This window comes from Streptomyces sp. NPDC089424, assembly GCF_044749345.1.
Lineage (GTDB): Bacteria > Actinomycetota > Actinomycetes > Streptomycetales > Streptomycetaceae > Streptomyces.
Genome location: NZ_JBIVHU010000001.1, coordinates 1310818 through 1329013, shown reverse-complemented (window position 1 = coordinate 1329013; position 18196 = coordinate 1310818). Strand labels below are relative to the sequence as shown.

Below are 18196 nucleotides of genomic sequence, written 5' to 3'. Positions count from 1 at the left end.
AGTTCACGGCTCAGCGGCCCGTTCCGAAGGGGGAGAAGCGACATGCGGCGCAGTGAACGCAAGGTGACGGACCCGGACATCGGGATCATGAGCGCGCGACTGCTCTTCTCCGTCCAGAAGGAACTCTTCCAGAAACTCGCCGAGCAGGGGCACCCCCGGCTGCGCCCCCAGCACGGCGCCGTCATGGGATTCATCGACGAGGAGGGCAGCAGGGCCACCGAACTCTCACGGCTGTCGGGAACCCACAAGCAGGTCATCGGGAACCTGATCGACGAACTGGAGGCCCTCGACTACGTGGAACGGCATCCCGACCCCAAGGACCGGCGTGCCAAGCTGATCATGCCCACCGCGCTCGGGCGCGATCAGATGCGCAAGTCGGACGCCATCATCGCCGCCATCGAGCGGCGGCACGCCGAGGTGATCGGCGAGCAGGAGTACGAGAACTTCAAGACCGTCTTCCGCAAGATCACGGCCCTGCAGCGCAAGCAGTTCGACGAGGCGCCCACCCGGCGGGAGCAGCCGTCCGAGGTCGCCGACGAGCCGGCCTGAGACACCCCGCGCGTACCGTCGCAGCCCTTCGGCCGCCCGCCCGCGCTACGGCGCGAGCCGCCGGTCCGCGGCATCCGACCCCAGCCCGGCCAGCAGCGAGGTGACCACCAGGTCGGTCGACGCCGCCATGTCGACGGAGTCCGGGTCGAGCAGCCACTGGACCTGTAGCCCGTCCATGACGGCGATGATCGCGTTCGCCGCCGCCCCCACGCGCCGGGCGTCGGCCTCCCCCAGCCCGCAGGCCTCGGTCAGCGCCTCGGCGACGAAGGCCCGCAGGCCGCTGTAGCGGTCGCGGAAGTAGGACTGTGCGGGATGGGCGTCGGTCACGGACTCGGCCGACAGGACGGCGTACAGCCGGACGATCCCCTCGCGCTCGGCGTTGCGCCGCGCGGTGTCGACGAGGTGGCGCAGGAACTCCAGCCCTTGGGGGCGCCGGGTCCCCAACTGCGCTATGTCGCGCTGGTCGCGCAGTTCGAGGACGCTGGTGAGCAGCAGCGCCTTGGAACGGAAGTAGTGCAGGACGCCGGCCTGGGTCAGTCCGGCCCGCTCGGCGATCTCCGCAAGGGAGGCGTTGTTGTAACCGCGGGCGGCGAAGGTGTCCATGGCGATCTGCAGGATGTCCTGCTGCCGCTGCCGGGCCTCGGGGCTGCGCGGAACACGAGGGGCCGTCCTGCCTTTGCGTGGGGGCCCGTCCATTGGTTGGTCGCTCACAACGCGACAGCCTACGGCCGCTCCCGTCACGCCCACGTTGATCTTCCCGCGGACCGTAAAGATGTGACCCAGACCACTTACTAACCACTTAGTAGGTGTGCTTTCATGCCCACGCAGCGCCCTCCGTCCCCGGTCGGCCCGAGTTGCCTCCCCGCATGCCCTCTCGAGCCGGCCGGAGCTCCCGCGTCTCACCGAGCCGAAGGAGAACCACTCCGTGTTCCACAGCCCAGGAATCCGCTCCGCGAGAACCAGGACCGCGGCCCTCGCCCTGACCCTCGGACTGGTCACGGCCGGCCTCGGCATGACGGCCACCGGCACCGCTCGGGCCGCCGACCCCGTCGCGCAGGTGTGGGTCACCACCCCCGACGGAGCGAAGAAGCTGACCGCCGAGGGCAGCGTCCCCTTCACCAGCGCCCCCCAGCCGGTCGACATCCGCGTCGACCCCGGCAACCGCGGCCAGCGGTTCACCGGCGCGGGGGCCTCCGTCACGGGCGCGTCGGCCCGTCTCGTCCAGGGCCTGCCGCAGGCCCAGCGCACGCAGCTGATGCAGTCGCTGTTCTCCACGACAGGGGACGGCATCGGGCTCAACTACCTGCGCCAGCCGCTCGGGAGCACCGACTTCGACGCCACCGCCGCCCACTACTCCTACGAGGACTCCCCCGGCCAGTTCTCCATCGCCCGGGACCGCGCCGAGATCATCCCCGTCCTCAAGCAGGCCACCGCCGTCAACCCGTCGATCCGGTTCATGGGGTCGCCCTGGTCCCCGCCCGCGTGGATGAAGACCGGCAACTCGCTCAACGGCGGCAGCCTCCGGCCGGAGAGCTACGGGGCGTACGCCGACTACCTGGTCAAGGCCATCAACGCCTACCGGCAGGAGGGGATCGTCCTCACCGACCTCACGGTGCAGAACGAACCCGAGTTCGCCACCAGTTACCCGTCGATGTCGATGACACCGGCCCAGCAGGCCGACTTCCTGAAGGTCCTCGACCCCAAGCTGACGGCGGCCGGACTGCCGACGAACATCCTTGCCTACGACCACAACTGGGACCACCCGAACTATCCCCTCGACGTCTTCTCCCGCACGGCCGGCATGAGCCGCGTGATCGGTGCCGCCTTCCACTGCTACGGGGGTCAGGTCTCCGCCCAGCAGCAGATCGTCAACGCGGGCAAGCGCGTCTTCTTCACCGAGTGCTCGGGCACCGACAGCGCCAACGCCGCCGCCACGTTCGGTGACACCCTGCGCTGGCACGCCGAGAACCTCGTCGTGCAGAACTTCCGCAACGGCGGTGAGACCGTCCTCACCTGGAACCTCGCCCTGGACCAGAACGGCGGCCCGCACCAGGGCCACTGCACCAACCGGTGCAACGGCGTGGTGGAGATCGCGGGCGGCACCGTGACCCGCAACGCCGAGTACTACGTGCTCGGGCACGTCAGCAAGTTCGTCAGGCCCGGCGCCGTCCGTATCGGGTCCACCAGTCAGGGAGGGGGCGGCGTACAGAACGTCACCTTCGAGAACCCGGACGGCTCCCGCGCCGCCTACGTGGTCAACACCGCGGGCAGCGCCCAGCGTTTCTCGCTCACCGACGGCGGCAGGTCGCTCGCCTACACCCTGCCGGCCGGAGCCGTCGCCACCTTCGTGTGGAACGGCACCAGCGGTGAGCCGACCGGCCCGATCGACCCCGCCGCCTGGTACCAGGTCGTGAACGCGGGCAGCCGCGCCTGTCTGGACGCCGCGGACTGGGGCACCGCCAACGGCACCGCGCTGCAGCAGTGGACCTGCTCGGCCGGCGCCAACCAGGGCTGGCAGTTCCGTCCGACCGGTGACGGCCACTACCAGGTCGTCAACCGCCACAACAACCGGGTGTGGGACGTAGACGGCGGTCCGGGCGCGACCGCCGACGGCGCCAGGGTGCACCTGTGGGAGTACGTCGGAGCCACGAATCAGCAGTGGCGGCCCGAGTCCACCGGGGCGACCGGCCAGTACCGCTTCGTCGCCCGCCACAGCGGCAAGTGCCTGACGGTCGACAACGCCTCCACCGCGAACGGCGCCCGGCTGTCCCAGCAGCCCTGCTCCGGGTCGGCCGCCCAGGCGTTCACGCTGACCGGCTGAGCCGCTGTCGCCGCACCTAAGCGGGGCCCGGCACGCCGGGCCCCGTTCCGCCGCGAGTTGCGGCCCCCGAGGGGGTGCGCCGGCCAAGCGCATGTGTCTCCGCTCACAGGCGGATGACGACGAGGGCGATGTCGTCGCGGGCTCCGCTGGTGACGCGGAGGCGGTCCAGCAAGGCGTCGGCCAGCTCCCCGGGGGGCAGCGTGCTGTCCTTGGCGAGCGCCGAGGTGAGGCGGGCCAGGCTGGCGTCGATGTCCTCGTCGTGGCGTTCGATCAGCCCGTCGGTGTAGAGCACGAGGGTGTCGCCCGGGGTGTAGGACAGGCCGGCCTGGGGGCGCGGGACGTGGTAGGGGCGGGCACCCAGCGGCGGGTCGGTGGCCTGGTCCAGCAGCTCCCAGCTGCCGCACGGGTGGAGCAGGACCGGGGGCAGGTGGCCGGCGTTGCTGTAGATGATCAGTTGGCTGCGGGTGTCGACGAGGACCTTGACCGCGGTCGCGGCGGTCGCGCCTTCCAGGGAGCGGGCGTACAGGCCGAGGACCTCCAGCGCCTGCGCGGGGCTCGGGATGGCCCGGATGGCGGCGCTCAGGGCGCTGCGGAGCATGCCCATGACGGCTGCGGCCTGGAGCCCGTGGCCGACGACGTCGCCGACCGCGGCGGCGTATCGGTCGGGGGGCAGGTCCACGACGTCGTACCAGTCCCCGCACACGTTGAGGGACGTCGTCGCGGGCAGGTACCGGACGGCCATGTTGGTGTGCCGGTCGAGGTCGGGGGCCTGGAGCATGGCTTCCTGCAGGGCGACGGCCACCTGGCGTTCGCGCGCGTGGGCCTGGCGCAGCTCCTGGTTCAGCCGGTGCAGCTGCTGGGCCCGCACGTACAGCTCGGCCGCCAGGCCCTTCTCCCGTTCGGTCGACTCCTCCGCGAGCTGTTGCGCCAGCCGTGACCGGATGAAGGCGGTGACGTCCTCGGACCGCTGCACGATCCACGCCACCCGGCCGTCGGGGCCGGGAACGGGGGTGTGGATGTCGGACCACCACCGCTCCTCGAACCCACCGGGCTCATCGGGCACCAGGAGGTCGTACCGCTGCAGCACCAGCGTGTCCGCGACGCCGCTCTCCTTGACCCGGAGCAGGGACGCCATCAGGGACTGCGTGTCGTCCGGGGCGGCGGGGTTGGCCGGCAGGGCGTCGAAGAAGTACCTCCCGATCAGCTCTTCCCCGGCCCGTCCGGTGGCCTCCGTGAACGCCCCGTTCACGTAACGGATCACCAGGTCCGTGTCCAGGATCAGATACGGGCTCGGTGTGGCGTCGAAGAAGGCCGTGAAATCGATGTCCGCTGCCATGGCGCTGCCTGTCTCCCAGCCTGGAGGCGCCGTCTCCCGCTCCTCCCAATCTACGAGCGAAACGCCTCTTGGGCGCACCGGGGCGGCGCCGGGGCCAGGGGGAGGACGGCGGGGATCAGTGGGCGCGGCGGATGCGGATCGGGCCGTGGGCCTCGGCCGGGTCGACCGGGCGGCCGGACCGGGTGATCTCCACCCGTCCCGCCGCGACCAGGCGGCCGGCCGCGCGGCGGGCGGGTTCCATGAGTGCGCGCCAGCCGTCGTCGTCCCCGTCGTACACGGCCCGCGCCGCGTCGGAGGGGCAGATCGTCGAGGTCGGGGCGCGCCGGTCCAGCAGGTCCAGGATGGCCCGTTCCAGGCGTCGGTCCGTCTGCCGGTCACTCACTCCCTCAGTGTCGCACCGGCGCCGCGACGCCGGGACGGAGGTCGCCGACGCCGCGGTGCGGGCCAGGGCCTGTCTGACAATTCGCGTCGTTGCCCGGGCGGCCGGACGACGTCAGGTGCGTGCTCTCGGTGCGCCGGGCCCTGACCCGCGTACTGGACGTACTCGGGTCAGGGCCCGGTGCGGCGGGAGTGCGTGCATGGCGCCGTCCGGCAGACGGGAATTGTCAGACAGGCCCCAGTGCGGTGGGCCGGGGGTCAGGCGAGACCGGCCCGGGCGGGGCTGTCGTCGAGGAAGCCTCCCGACTGGTGCTGCCAGAGCTTGGCGTAGACGCCGCCCCTGGTGAGCAGGGCGTCGTGCGTGCCCTGCTCGACGACGCGCCCCTGGTCGAGGACGACGAGCCGGTCCATGCCGGCGACCGTGCTCAGCCGGTGCGCCACCACGAGTGCCGTGCGCCCTTCCATGAGTCGCCACAGCGCCTCCTGGACGAGGATCTCGCTCTCCGAGTCCAGGGCGCTGGTCGCCTCGTCCAGCAGCAGGATCGGCGCGTCACGCAGGATCGCCCGGGCGAGCGCCACCCGCTGGCGCTGACCGCCCGACAGCTTGATCCCGCGCTCCCCCACCATGGTGTCGAAGCCGTTCGGCAGGGCGTCGGCGAACTCCGTGACGTGCGCCGCCTCGGCCGCGCGGCGGATCTCGGCGTCGCCCGCGTCCGGCCGGGCGAAGGCGATGTTGTCCCGCAGCGTGCGGTGGAACATCGCCGGGTCCTGCGGCACGTAGGCGATCAGACCGCGCAGGTCGGCCTGGCGCACTCTGCTGATGTCCTGACCGCCGATCAGGATCCGTCCGCCGTCGATGTCCGTCATCCGCAGCAGCAGCCGGGTGAGCGTGGTCTTGCCGCCGCCGGACCGCCCCACGAGGCCCACCCGCGCGCCGGTGGGCACGTCCAGGTCGAGGCCGTCGAACAGGGGCCGGCCGCCGCCGTGGGCGAAGGTCACCTTCTCGAAGCGGACGTCGGCCTCCCCCCTCAGCAGCGGTTCCGGCACGGGCGGATCGAGCACCGTCGGTGGCGTCAGCAGCAGTTCGGTGAACTGGGCGGCCTCCGTCATCGAGCTCTCCAGCCTGCGGTAGATCTGGTTGAACTCGAACATGATCCGGGTCGCGTTGGAGTAGTAGGCGAACGCGACCACGATCGCCTCCACCCCGTGCGTGCCCCCGGCGAGCACGACGGCGAGCAGCAGCCCGAGCGCGTTGGTCAGCACCGACATCGGCGCGACGAACGTGTCGATGCGCAGGTTGCCGTAGTCCCATGACCGCAGGGTGAGCCGTCTGGAGGCGGCGACCCGCGAGCGGTGCTCGGCCGCCTCGCGTTCCTCGGCGGCGAACGCCCGTACCGTGTCCATGTTCATCAGGCTGTCGGCGACGTGCCCCGACACCCGGGCGATCGCCTCCTCGCGCTGGTCGACGAGTGCCTGGCGGCGCCGGATCAGCGGCACCACGCACACCGCGGTCAGCGCGATCATCGCCAACAGCCCGACGACGAGCAGCGGTTCGTAGCGCCACAGCACCACCGCCCCGAACGCCAGCGGCAGGAGGCTGCCCACGATCTGGAACGTCAGCGTGTCGACGAACTGCTCGAACCGCGAGGCGAAGCTCAGCACCCGCTTGGTGAGCGACCCGGCGAAGTTGTCGTGGAAGAACGCGGCGTCCTTCGCGAACAACTCGTCCATGCCGATCACGTACAGGTGCTCGATGCCGAGGGCGTCCAGGCGGTTCAGACAGTGCAGCGCGACGCGCCACAGCGCCTCCGCGAGCAGCAGCACACCGGCGAATCCCAGGACGTACGGCAGTGCGGAGGCGACGGTGAGGTCCGTGTCCCCCGCGACGGCGCCCACCAGCTTGGCGACGATCAGCGGCGCGACGTAGTTGATGCCGATGTTGCCGAGGGCCGTCAGCACCATCGCGGGTACGGTCAGCCACCGTAAGCGGGTCAACTCCCGTCCGTAGTGACGAAGTGCGAGAAGCACCGAGCGCTTGCCCGGCAGCACCCTGCGCGTGTCAGGCGTTCCCATCCCACCTCCTTCGGTCGTCGCGGGCCGCGCCCACGACGGTTACGTTCAGTCACCTTTCGAGTACGGCAGTGTCCCGCGGCGACGCGCCTGTCGTCCAAGCGTTTTCCGGCCTGGAACTGCGAAGGAGCCACCGGCGAGCAAATCGCACGGACCGCTTCCCACTACCCTGAGTAACATGATCAACTTCTGCCTCGGACGTACCGCCTCAACTCCCCGGCGCCCGTTCACTCGTCGCCCTTTTCGCCGTCAACTCCCCTTCGAATTCAAGGACATCGATGTCATTCCCGAGTGATGCCCTGCAGCAGGCCCGCGCCGATTACGAGCACCACATGCAGGCCTGTCGGCAGTGCCGTGCCGACACGGCGCCGTGCGCCGTCGCCAAGCACCTGCTGCGCCTGTACAACAACGCCCGACGAAGCGCCGCCCGCCCGGGCAACGACCGCTGACCGCCCCTCGCGCCCCCGCCCTCCGGCCGGGATGTGGCCTGGACAGGGCCGGGGCGCGACGAACCGCCATCCCCTGCACCGGCCCCCGGCGCACGGCATCGGCGAGATCCGCGGGCGCCGCGGCTCCGAACAACCTGTGAGGGCTTCGTCGGCCCTCACCTCGATCGATCTACCGGCGTGCTCCCCGTTGCCTCCTGCAGAAAGGTGAAGTTTGTCAGGCGGACGGGCCTGCACGAGGTGCGCTTCCCCCCTGGAGGAGCCACTGTCGAGCAGAGCTGAGGGGCGGCCATGAAGCGTGGAAAAGACGCGGGCGCGGAACGCGGCGCGCCGGTCCGGCGACCCCGGTCGTCGGACGACACCCGGGTGGACGAGCTGCTGACGCGCGCCGCCCACGGTGACGAACAGGCCTTCGCCGGGGTGTACGACGCCCTGGCGGCCCCGGTGATGGGGCTGGTCTGGCGAGTGCTGAGGAACGAGGCACTGGCGGAGGAGGTGACCCAGGACGTGATGGTGGAGGTATGGCGTACCGCCGACCACTTCCGAGCGGAGCGGGGCCCCGCCCGCGCCTGGGTGCTCACCGTCGCCCACCGCAGAGCGGTCGACCGCGTACGGTCCGTCTCCGCCGGCAAGGCCCGGGAGCTGCGCACGGCCGTCCTGGAGCAGGAGCGGCCCTTCGACGCCGTGGCCGAGGAGGTAGAGGTGCGCGAGGACCACCGTGTCGTCTTCCGCTGTCTGACCGGCCTGGCCGCGCACCTGCGGCTGCCCCTGGTACTGGCCTACTACGAAGGGCTCACGTACACGGAGGTCGCCGACTGCCTCTCCACACCGGTCGGAACGATCAAGTCGCGGATGCGTCAGGGGCTCCAGCGCCTGCGCGAGTGTCTGGAGGGTCGGTCATGAGACACCCCGAGGACCCCTGCGCGGACGTCGGCGCGTACGCGCTGCACGCCCTGCCTCCCGACGAGGAAGCGGCCTTCGAGAGCCACCTGGCCACCTGCGCCGCGTGCCGGCGCGAGGCCGACGAGGCGTCGCTGACCCTCGCCCGGCTGGGTGCCGTCGAGGGCCGCGAGCCCTCCGCCGACCTGCGCAGGCGGGTCCTGGAACGGATCTCGGCCGAAGGGCGGGAGCGCTCCGTCGCGCCGCGTCAGGACCGCCTCGGCCAGCGGGGGCTGCTGCTGGCGCTGGCCGCGTCCGTGGCGGCGGCCGCGGGGGTGGGCGGCATCGCCTGGTGGCAGCACACGGAGGCCCACGACACCCGTGAGCAGGTCGCCGAGGCAGAGGCCGACACCCAGGCGCTCGTCGGCCTCCTGTCCGCCACCGACGTCAAGATGAGCACGGCGCGGCTGCCGGACAGCGCCACGGCGAGCGTGATCGCCTCCCGCGCCCAGGACCGGACCGCGTTCATCGCCTCGGGCCTGCCGCCCCTGCGTGAGGGACAGGTCTACCAGCTCTGGTACGAACGGGCGTGGCAGTACCGGCCCGCCGGGCTGCTGCACTCCGCGGGCGGGCGTCAGGCCCAGGTCCTCGCCGGGCCCCTGAACGGGGCCACCGCCGTCTGCGTGACCGTCGAACCCGCCGGGGGCGCGGCGCAGCCGACCACGACTCCGCTCGCCAGGATTCCGGTGCTCAGCTGAGAAGTCGCACCGACAGCGCTCGTACGGACGGCGCGTGCGTCAGAGGATTCAGAGGATCCAGCCCTGGGCCCCGCTCGGCTCGCGGGCCGCGAGGTCGGGGCGCGGCAGTTCGGTCGCGTCGGCCTCCTCGCCGAAGACACTCCGTACCCAGGTGGGCCGGTAGACCGTGTCGAGGTACCGCTCGCCGAGGTCCGGCGCGATCGCGACCGGGGTGAGGCCGGGCGTCGCGTGCCGCTCCAGCCAGGACATCGCGCCGCTGACCACCGTGCCGGTCGATCCGCCGAAGAGGAAGCCCCGCTTCGCCATGCCCCGGCAGGCCCGGATGGTGTCGGCCTCCTCGACGCGCACGACCTCGTCGACGTACGACTCGTCCAGCAGCGGCGGCCGGACGCTCATGCCGAGCCCCGGGATCATGCGACGGCCCGGGGGGTCGCCGAAGATGGCGGAGCCGACGCTGTCCACGGCGACGATGCGTACCCGCCGGTGCCAGGACCTGAACCAGCGTGCGCACCCCATCAGGGTGCCGGTGGTGCCGACACCGATGAAGAGCACGTCCAGCTCCGGGAAGAAGCGGGCGATGGCCGGGGCGGTCGTGAAGTAGTGCGCCCGCCAGTTGCCGGGGTTGGTGTACTGGCTCAGCCAGACGTACCGGTCGTCCGCGGAACACATGGCGCGCAGGTAGGCCAGGCGCGCTCCCAGGAGGCCGCCGCTGCCCTGCTCGTGGGAGATGACGTGCACCTGGCTGCCGAGCGCTTCCATCATCTGCCGGGTGGCGAGGTTGCAGCGGGAGTCCGTCACGCAGACGAAGCTGTAGCCCTTGCAGGCCGCGATCATGCTCAGCGCCACGCCGAGGTTGCCGGACGAGGACTCGACGAGGATCGAGTCCTTCGTCAGGACACCGCTGCGCTCGGCGGACTCCACCATCTCGTTGGCGGCCTTCAGCTTGATCGAACCGGCGAAGTTGAACCCCTCGCACTTGAGGAACAGTCGGTGTCCGAGCGTCGACTCCAGGTCGACGTACAGGTCCTCCTCGTTGAAGGCCTGGGGAACGGATATGACTGGCACGATGGCCTCCTCGTCCGTTGCCGGACACCGACGGGGCGGTGGTGGGCGTCCTCAGCCGTGCCGGCGCATTTCGTGGAAGAAGTTGTCGATGATCCGCAGGTCGCCGGAGCGGGCCACCTCCTCGTAGACGAACTTGCCGACCGCGAGGTCGAGGACGCCGAGGCCGAACGGAGAGAACACCACGGGCCTGTCGGCGGGCACCGTCACGCGGCCGGCCAGCACGTCGTCGAGCGTGCCGAGGAGGAAGTCACGGTTGCCGGTGAGGGTCTCGGTGAGGTGCGGTGAGGTGCCCGCCCTGAGGCAGTGGTCGACGTCGTCGACGACGTTGGTGGCGGACAGCAGCACCTGCGGGGCGAGGTCGCGCAGGGAGACGTGCAGGACCACCGGGTTGTGCCCGAACCAGTCCGGGTCGTCGATGTGCGGGCGGTCGGCGACCGTGGCGAACACGATCAGGTCGCTGTCGCGGATCAGCTCGCGCGCGCTGTCGTGCACGGTGACGCGTCCGGCTCCGGACTGTTCCAGGTACGTCCGGAAGGCGGACGCGCTGCCGGCGGACAGGTCGTGCACGCCGACCGCGTCGAAGGACCAGCCGGTGGCGTCCAGGTAGGTGTGGATGTACCGGGCGATCAGGCCGGCTCCGACGAAGCCCAGACGGGTGGGGCGGGGGCGCCCCCTGCTGAGCCGGTCGGCCGCCGAGGCGGCGGACGCGGCGGTCCTGACGGCGCTGATGATCGAGGTCTCCAGGCACGCGTAGGGGTAGCCCGTGGCGGGGTCGTTGAGGATGAGCACGCCCGAAGCCCTCGGGATGCCCGCGGCGACGTTGGTGGGGAAGCTGGAGATCCACTTCAGACCGTCCACCCTGCTCCCGCCGCCGAGGGAGGCGGGCAGGGCGATGATCCGCGAGGTCGGCCGGTCCGGGAAGCGCAGGAAGGACGACGGCGGGTTGACCGTACGCGCCGCCCCGTGCAGGCGGTACGTCGCCTCGATCACCTCCACCATGGCCTTCTCACGCCCGTCGAGGACGTGCTTGACCTGGCTGCCGGGGATGACGGCGAAGGGCGGCACGGCCGGTACGTCGGCCTGGGGGACGCCCTCGTGAGCGGGACGCATCGTGGTCATGACTCTGCCCTCCCGAGGTGGTTGACACGTACCGGGTCCGCCATGGCCACCACCACGTCCCGCGGCCCCTCGTACGCCTCCCGGCTGTGCGCGGTGCGGATGTTGTCCACGAGCATCAGGTCGCCGGGCTGCCAGGCACGGCGCACGGTGTGCGCCTGGTAGGCGCTGTTGATCTGCTCCACGACCTCCTGGGGCACCACGTCGCCGTTGCCGTAACGGGTGTTGAAGGGCAGGTCGTCGGGGCCGTACTCCTCGACGAGGAACTCGCGCACCTCGGGTGCCATCGTCCATTCGTTGAGGAACGCGATCTGGTTGAACCAGCAGCGCAGGCCGGAGACCGGGTGCCGTACCACCGCGCTCCGGTGCTGCCGGGTCCGCAGCGAGCCGTCCGGCTGCCAGGCCCAGTCGATGTCGTGGGCGCGGCAGTACGCCTCGACGGTGTCGTGGTCCTCGGTGCCGAAGGACTGGCTCAGCGTGGCGCCGATCTCGTCGTTGTACGTGCGCGTGAGCAGCCAGCCCTCGCGCTCGAACCGCTCGACGAGTTCGGCCGGCAGTGCCTGGAGCACGGCGGCGGAGTCGGCCACCGTGGTGGCGCCGCCGGTGGTCGGTGCCACCAGGCAGGCGAAGAGCATCAGGCCCGGGCACTCCAGGGCGTAGCTGAGTTCGTGGTGCATGCACATGAGCTGGTTGGGGGGCCACGCCGACGAGGAGTAGACGCCCTCCGCGTGCCGGTCGCGGGCGGCGAACGCCTCGCGCTCGGTCACCGGCCGGTCCGCCACCCGGTGCAGCACCGACGCGACGTCGGCCGCGGTGCGCAGACCGAGGCCCTGGACCGTGACAGCGCCGTGCTCGACGAGCGCCTCGCGCAGTTCCTCGCGGTGGAGGCCCACCCAGGCGGCCGCGTCCGGGCCGGCCTCGGCCTGGAGCACCGTCGGGTCTCCGGGAGCCCGGAGCGCGGCGCTCGCGGCGGTCGGAGGGGGCGTGACGGGGGCCGGGTGCTTGCGGAAGAGCGAAGACAGCATCGTGTACTCCTCGGGACGGCGATCTAGGATTCCGCGGGCAGGGGCACCGCTCGGATCAGGGCCTCGGCCGCCTCCGCCGGGCGGGTGCGCAGGAAGCGCCGGCCGCCGGAGACGTACCGCACGTCGACCTCCTCGGCCACGAGTCGCCAGTCGTCGCCCGGCTCCTGGGCCGCTCCACCGCCTGCTCCGCCCTGACCGGACGTGCCGGCCGCGACCAGCAACGTCACCGGCGCCGTCAGCGGCTCCGCGCCGGGCGGAGGACGGAAGGAGGACGGTACGGAGAGGAACACGCCACGCAGGGCCACCCCGTGCCGCCGCAGGGCTCGGGCCGTCTCCAGGGCCGGCACCGCGCCCGTGCCGTCGCCCCACAGCAGGACGCCGGGCGCGCCGAGGGCGGCGATCCGTGCCGCGACCCGCTCCGGGTCCGGCCGCTCGGCGACGTGGACCGTCACCGCGCCGCCGTTCCCGCCGCCGTCGCCACGGGCGTGCAGGGCTTCGGCGAGCGGCGCGAAGTCCGCGCCGGGCCGGTCCGTGCCGGGGAAGCAGATCAGGGCGGCCCGGGCGGGCGCGTCCGGGGGCGTCAGCGTCGTCAGGGCCGGTGCCGCTTCCGCGTCCGTGGCCGGCCGGCCCGCTGTGCGGGTGTCGATGAGACGGGCCAGTTCGGCCAGCACCGGATGACGGGTCAGGTCACGCAGGGCGACCAGGTGATCGAGGGACACCGCGAGCCGGACGGCCGACAGCGAGGTGCCGCCCAGGTCGAAGAAGTTGTCGCCCCGGCCGACGCGCTCGGGCGGTATGCCGAGCACGGCCGCGAACTTCTCGGCCAGCCGCCGTTCGGTGGGCGTCCCGGGTGCCTCGTGGGCGTCGGCGGCGGTCCCGAGCTCCTCCGCGAGGGCCGCCAGGGCCTTCGTGTCGGTCTTGCCGTTGGCCGTCAGCGGCAGGCGCTCCATCCGATGGAGGGACGACGGGACCATGTACGCGGGGAGCAGGTCGCCGAGCCGCTCGCGGACGTGGTCGGCCGTCAGGGTCCGCTCGCCCGTGTAGAAGGCGGCGAGTTGACGTCCGTGTCCCTGCCCGGTCACCACCACCGCACCGTCGCGGACACCGGGGACCCTGAGCAGGGTGTTCTCGGTCTCCCCGATCTCGACACGGAACCCGCGGATCTTGACCTGGCCGTCGCCGCGGCCCCGGTACTCGAGCTTTCCGTCGGGCAGCCAGCGGCCGAAGTCGCCACCCCGGTAGAGCCGTTGCCCCGGACGGTAGGGGTCTTCCAGATAGGCGAGCCGGGTGCGCTCGGGGTCGCGGACGTATCCGCGGCCGACGCAGACGCCGGAGAAGACGATGGCTCCGGGGGCGCCGAGCGGGACCAGCATCAGGTGGTCGTCGACGACGTAGACGCGCACGTTGTTGACGGGCCGGCCGAGCGGGACGCCGCCGGGTCCGGGCGCGCCGTCCATCACCTCGTGGTTGGTGTCGTCGGACGTCTCGGTCAGCCCGTACGCGTTGACCAGGCGGATCCCGGGTCCCGTGGTGAACCACCGCTGGGCGAGCTCGCTCTTGAGCGCCTCTCCGGTGACCGACACGCAGCGCAGGTCCGGCAGGTCGCGTGGGCTGCGTTCGAGGGCGGACAGGATGACGTCGAGGTACGAGGGCACGACCTGGAGCACGTTGACCCGGCCCTCGACGATCGTGTCGAGGAACCGTTCCGCGTCGAGGATCGCCTCCTGCTCGACCAGCAGGGTCCGGCCCCCGGTCAGCAGGCCGCTCAGCAGCTGCCACAGCGAGATGTCGAAGCACTGCGAGGCGGTCTGCGCCACGACCGTGCCCGCTTCGATGTCCAGGTCGTCGATCTTGGCGTACAGATGGTTGAGCAGGCCCGCGTGCTCGCACATCGCTCCCTTGGGCTCACCGGTCGAGCCCGAGGTGAAGAACAGGTAGGCGAGCCGGCCGGCCGCCACCTCGACCCCCGGGTCGGATCCGTCGGTGGCCCGTTCGGCGACATCCGGCACGAGCAAGGTCCGGATGCGGGGAAGACCCTCCAGTGCCCGGTCCAGGTTGGTCGTGGCGCCCGGCTCGGTCAGCACGAAACGGCAGGCGGCACGGGTCAGCATGGTGGTGATGCGCCCGGGCGGGTAGTGCGGGTCGACGGGAAGGTAGGCGCCGCCCGCCTTGAGGACGGCGAGCACGGCGGCCGGCCAGTTCAGGTCGCGCTCGGTCACCACCGCGACCGTGTCCTCGGGGCGCAGCCCCTCGGCCAGCAGCGCTCGGGCCAGCCGGTTGGCACGGGCGTTCAGTTCCGCGTACGTCCATCTGCGGTCGCCGTGCACGACGGCGACAGCGTCCGGGTGGCTGCGTACGCGGTCCTCGAACAGCTCGTGGCAGCGCCGGTCCGGCAGTTCCCGGGCCGGTCCTGCCAGTCCCTCGGTCTGGAACCTGATCTCCTCGTCGGACAGCAGGCTGCCGCGGTGGTGCGGCGCGGCCGGGTCGGCGGCGATCTGTTCCAGGGCGGCGAGGTGGTATCCGGCGATCCGCGCCGCGCAGCCCGCGTCCAGCCGGTCGGTCCGGTACCGCAGGCGCAGTGCGCGCCGGCCGTCCGTCTCCACCCCTGCCGTGACGGTCAGTACGGTGTCGTCGTCCTCCGCGGGTGCGCGACCTGACGGGTCGAACACCACCTCGGGGTGAGGTGCGGGCACTGCCGTGGGGGCCGAGGGGCCGGATCCCGTCGACAGCAGCTCCGCTTCGGCGCGGTGTGCCTCCGCCAAAAGTTGGTGCCAGGTGCCCGGCCCGACGGCCACGTGGACGGGCAGCGGCGTGGTCGCCCCCGGGGCCGCGTAGCCGGTGCGGACGACGGGGTCGCCGGAGAGTGCGGCGAGCACCTTGACGTGGGCGGCCAGGAGCATCGCCGTGAGCGGCACGCCGAGTTCCCGGACCCGCCGCTCCAGGGCCGTCGTCACCGCCGCCGGGACGGGCGTGACCTGCTCGGCGGTGCCGGGCGCCGGTTCACGGGTCCAGCGCGGCAGGGCCGTGAAGCCGCCCTCGGCCGGCGGGTCGCCGACGGCCGGGTCGGGGTCCACGCTCCGCACGGCCTGGTTGGTGCGGGGGCTCCCGCCGGACGCCGCGTCGCCGCCGTGGGTCCGGCCGTCGGCCGGTGCCGTCACTCTCGCCATCAGCCTTCACCTCCGCCTTCGAGGGGTGCGGGGCGTGCGGGGTTGCCCGCCCAGTGGGCCCGTTCGGGCACCACCTCGCCCTTCATCAGGAAGCAGTCGGCGGCGAGCACGGCACCGTCACCGACCCGCACGCCGTAGTGGACGAACGCTCCGACGCCGAAGGTGCAGCCGGAGCCGATCTCACTGCGGTCCGACTTGAACGCGGCGTCCTCCTGGGAGTGGCACTGGACGATGCTCCCCGCGTTGAAGGTGCAGTTGTCGCCGATCGTGACCATGCCGCGTTCGGTGACCATGAGACCGTCGTCGAACAGCCTGGTGCCGACGCGGACTCCGAGCATCCGCCACAGGAGGCTCTTGAACGGCGTGCCGTTGAGGGCCTGGATGTACGTCTCCGCGGGGACCTTCCAGTAGCGCTCACGCCGCCAGAAGCGGAGGTCGTAGATCGAGCAGAACAACGGCCCCGGCGGGTGCGGCGCCGTCACGATCCGCTCCAGCAGGACGAAGTAGACGACGGTGAAGGGCAGTACGAGGGCGTTGGCCAGGGCGATGGACGCCACGCCCCACTGCGGGTACAGGCTCGCGGCGGACGCGAAGAGCAGGCTGACGCAGAAGAAGTACAGCCACCCCGCGAACAGGTAGCACGCCATGGTGACGGCGTTGTGCCGGTTCTTGGCCGCCAGCCCGCGACGCAGACCGTCGCCCTCCGTCATCTCGTCGAACGTGCTGTCCCGCAGCACCGACCGCGGGATCTCGAAGCTGGGGGAACCCAGCAGCCCCACATCGTGCCGGACCGGCCCGTCGACGGGGACCATCACCTTGGTCGCCAGCAGGCAGTTGTCACCGGTCCTGCCACGTGCCGGGTAGGTGATGCGGTTCCCGAGGAAGTTGTGCGCGCCGATCGCCGTCCGCGACACCCGGAACGACGTGCTGGAGTAGTCGGCGTTCACGACGGAGAGGCCGTCGGCGACCATGGTGCCCGTACCGACCGCGCTCATGAAGGGGCTCTCGTGCTTGACACGGGTACCGAAGTTGGACCCGGTCTGCTCCACCCCGGAGAGGTCGTACCCGATCCAGCGCAGGTAGTGCACGATGCAGGAGCTGTCACCGAACAGGCGGGTGAAGAACCTGCTGTTGGTCATCAGCAGGCTCGCCCGGTGCACGGCGTGGTGGAAGCCGTACAGCGGATACGTCCGGTCCGGCTTGACGAACCGGGCGAGCAGCCGCGGCACGGTGCCGAGGACGAGCAGGCCCGCGGGCACGGCACAGACGAAGACCACGGCCGTGACCGTCAGCACGTCGGCGTAGAAGCCCCAGCGGGCCAGTGACGTCTCCGACCGGACGAGAAACCGGTTGCCCTCCAGGAGGCGGGAGAGCAGCACGTCCAGACAGCCCACCACCATGGGCACGTACACCAGCACCGCGGTCACCAGCAGCAGCCCGCCGTGGACCGCTCTGCGCGCGGTGCCGCAGGGCAGGGGCTGGACCGGCTGGAACTCCGCGTCCGTGGGCTGGCCGGGGGAACCGTGCCAGTGCGCGCCGTCCGGGACCTCCTGCCCGGTGTGCAGCGCGGACGCGTGGCCGAGCTGGGCGGCGTCGCCGAGCTTGGTGCCGATGTCCAGCACCGTCGCCTCGCTGACGACCGCGCCGCGGCCCAGGGTGACGGGGCCGGTCTCGATCACGCCGTCGTGGGCGCGGTAGCCGTTGATCAGCGAGTCCTTGCGGATCAGTGCGCCGTCGCCGATCGTCAGCAGATCGGTGCAGACGGGCATGGCGCGCGAGAGGATGGTGACCCCTCGTCCGACGCGGGCGCCCAGCGCCCTCAGGTAGAGCGGGTACAGCGGCGACCCGGCGAACAGCGCGACGGGACTGGACCGCACCAGCGTCCTGACGAGCCAGAAGCGGAAGTAGGGCAGACTCCAGACGCGGATCCGCCGCGGTTTCCACCGGCCGATGAGCAGCCACTTCGCGACCACCGGCAGGGCGCACAGGAGCACCAGCACCCCGGCACCGAACACGACGGACCGCAGATAGGCCTGCCACAGGCTCTGCCCGCCCGAGATCCAGTCGTAACCCCGGGTGGTGACGACGGCCACGAGGCCGGCGTAGCCGAGATAGCTCAGCAGTTGCAGGACACCGCAGAGCACGTAGTGAGGACGGCCCGTCGCCGCCACGGACGGCGCGGGGGCGGTGACCGTCGGCGTGCTCGGCTCCGCTTCCCGGGCCGTGCCGTCCGCCAGGGCCGCCGTGAGGGCGGCGATGGTCGGATGCCGGTACACGTCGCGCATCGACACCGACGGCAGGTCGGGCCGCTTCCTGACACGCGCGCAGAAGTGCGCCATGACGAGGGAGTCGGCCCCCAGGTCGTGGAAGAAGTTGCTGTCGAGGGGCACCTCGTCGAGCTGCGCGACGTCCGCGAGCAGGCGGGCGAGCGTCACCTCGGTACCGGGGACGGCGGCGGTGTCCAGGGCCCTGAGCTGCTGTCCCGTCATACGCACTCCTTCGGCTGGCGGCGGCCGACCGTCCTGTTCTGCCCCCTATTCGTTGCCGACGGGGCGAGGTATGAGGGAGCCGCGCAGGTTCTCGTAC

General features: G+C 71.7%; 14 protein-coding genes. 5 read left to right on the top strand and 9 right to left on the bottom strand.

Annotation, left to right across the window (positions count from 1 at the left end; all coding sequences use genetic code 11):
- The first annotated feature begins 42 nt into the window (after positions 1 to 42).
- Positions 43 to 549, top strand: coding sequence for a MarR family winged helix-turn-helix transcriptional regulator (locus ACIP2X_RS05815; protein ID WP_401667963.1), 507 nt, complete (start codon positions 43 to 45; stop codon positions 547 to 549).
- A gap of 45 nt (positions 550 to 594) precedes the next feature.
- On the opposite strand, the gene ACIP2X_RS05810 is transcribed toward ACIP2X_RS05815, so the two are convergent.
- The gene (locus tag ACIP2X_RS05810; protein ID WP_401668904.1) at positions 595 to 1152 is read right to left on the bottom strand and encodes a TetR/AcrR family transcriptional regulator; all 558 of its coding nucleotides are present in this window, start codon (positions 1150 to 1152) and stop codon (positions 595 to 597) included.
- A 409-nt stretch (positions 1153 to 1561) separates the two neighbouring features.
- On the opposite strand from ACIP2X_RS05810, the gene ACIP2X_RS05805 reads away from it, so the two are divergent.
- Complete coding sequence (locus ACIP2X_RS05805; RefSeq protein WP_401668901.1) at positions 1562 to 3370, top strand: RICIN domain-containing protein; 1809 nt, start codon at positions 1562 to 1564, stop codon at positions 3368 to 3370.
- Positions 3371 to 3473: 103 nt separating this feature from the next.
- On the opposite strand, the gene ACIP2X_RS05800 is transcribed toward ACIP2X_RS05805, so the two are convergent.
- The 3 genes from ACIP2X_RS05800 to ACIP2X_RS05790 all read right to left on the bottom strand — a co-directional run bounded on the left by ACIP2X_RS05800 (position 3474) and on the right by ACIP2X_RS05790 (position 7157).
- A complete protein-coding gene (locus ACIP2X_RS05800; protein ID WP_401667961.1) occupies positions 3474 to 4706 on the bottom strand; it encodes a PP2C family protein-serine/threonine phosphatase in 1233 nt (410 codons plus the stop codon).
- A gap of 115 nt (positions 4707 to 4821) precedes the next feature.
- The gene (locus ACIP2X_RS05795; RefSeq protein WP_401667959.1) at positions 4822 to 5088 is read right to left on the bottom strand and encodes a DUF3253 domain-containing protein; all 267 of its coding nucleotides are present in this window, start codon (positions 5086 to 5088) and stop codon (positions 4822 to 4824) included.
- Positions 5089 to 5342: 254 nt separating this feature from the next.
- The gene (locus ACIP2X_RS05790; RefSeq protein WP_401667957.1) at positions 5343 to 7157 is read right to left on the bottom strand and encodes an ABC transporter ATP-binding protein; all 1815 of its coding nucleotides are present in this window, start codon (positions 7155 to 7157) and stop codon (positions 5343 to 5345) included.
- A 275-nt stretch (positions 7158 to 7432) separates the two neighbouring features.
- Between ACIP2X_RS05790 and ACIP2X_RS05785 the strand changes: the two genes are divergently transcribed.
- The 3 genes from ACIP2X_RS05785 (at position 7433) to ACIP2X_RS05775 (ending at position 9237) form a co-directional block, all read left to right on the top strand.
- Positions 7433 to 7603, top strand: a complete 171-nt coding sequence (locus tag ACIP2X_RS05785; RefSeq protein ID WP_401667955.1) for a hypothetical protein — start codon at positions 7433 to 7435, stop codon at positions 7601 to 7603.
- Positions 7604 to 7891: 288 nt separating this feature from the next.
- Entirely contained in the window at positions 7892 to 8503 is a 612-nt protein-coding gene (gene sigK / locus ACIP2X_RS05780) for an ECF RNA polymerase sigma factor SigK (protein WP_401667953.1), read from the top strand.
- Positions 8500 to 9237, top strand: a complete 738-nt coding sequence (locus tag ACIP2X_RS05775) for an anti-sigma factor domain-containing protein (RefSeq protein WP_401667951.1) — start codon at positions 8500 to 8502, stop codon at positions 9235 to 9237. The genes sigK and ACIP2X_RS05775 overlap by 4 nt, the downstream gene beginning before the upstream one ends.
- A gap of 48 nt (positions 9238 to 9285) precedes the next feature.
- Here the strand turns inward: ACIP2X_RS05775 and sbnA are convergent, their stop codons facing one another.
- The 5 genes from sbnA to ACIP2X_RS05750 are packed head-to-tail and all read right to left on the bottom strand — an operon-like array spanning position 9286 to position 18099.
- Positions 9286 to 10302 (bottom strand): 2,3-diaminopropionate biosynthesis protein SbnA, encoded by a 1017-nt coding sequence (gene sbnA / locus ACIP2X_RS05770; RefSeq protein ID WP_401667949.1) that lies wholly within the window; start codon positions 10300 to 10302, stop codon positions 9286 to 9288.
- 51 nt (positions 10303 to 10353) lie between these two features.
- Positions 10354 to 11421 carry a 2,3-diaminopropionate biosynthesis protein SbnB gene (gene sbnB, locus ACIP2X_RS05765; protein ID WP_401667947.1) on the bottom strand — a complete coding sequence of 356 codons (1068 nt, stop codon included), beginning with the start codon at positions 11419 to 11421 and terminating at the stop codon, positions 10354 to 10356.
- On the bottom strand, positions 11418 to 12443 hold the full coding sequence (locus ACIP2X_RS05760) for a TauD/TfdA family dioxygenase (RefSeq protein WP_401667944.1): 1026 nt from the start codon (positions 12441 to 12443) through the stop codon (positions 11418 to 11420). The genes sbnB and ACIP2X_RS05760 overlap by 4 nt, the downstream gene beginning before the upstream one ends.
- 23 nt (positions 12444 to 12466) lie before the next feature.
- Positions 12467 to 15610 (bottom strand): amino acid adenylation domain-containing protein, encoded by a 3144-nt coding sequence (locus ACIP2X_RS05755; RefSeq protein WP_401667941.1) that lies wholly within the window; start codon positions 15608 to 15610, stop codon positions 12467 to 12469.
- Positions 15610 to 18099, bottom strand: coding sequence for a Pls/PosA family non-ribosomal peptide synthetase (locus ACIP2X_RS05750; protein WP_401667938.1), 2490 nt, complete (start codon positions 18097 to 18099; stop codon positions 15610 to 15612). The genes ACIP2X_RS05755 and ACIP2X_RS05750 overlap by 1 nt, the downstream gene beginning before the upstream one ends.
- Positions 18100 to 18196 lie beyond the last annotated feature (97 nt).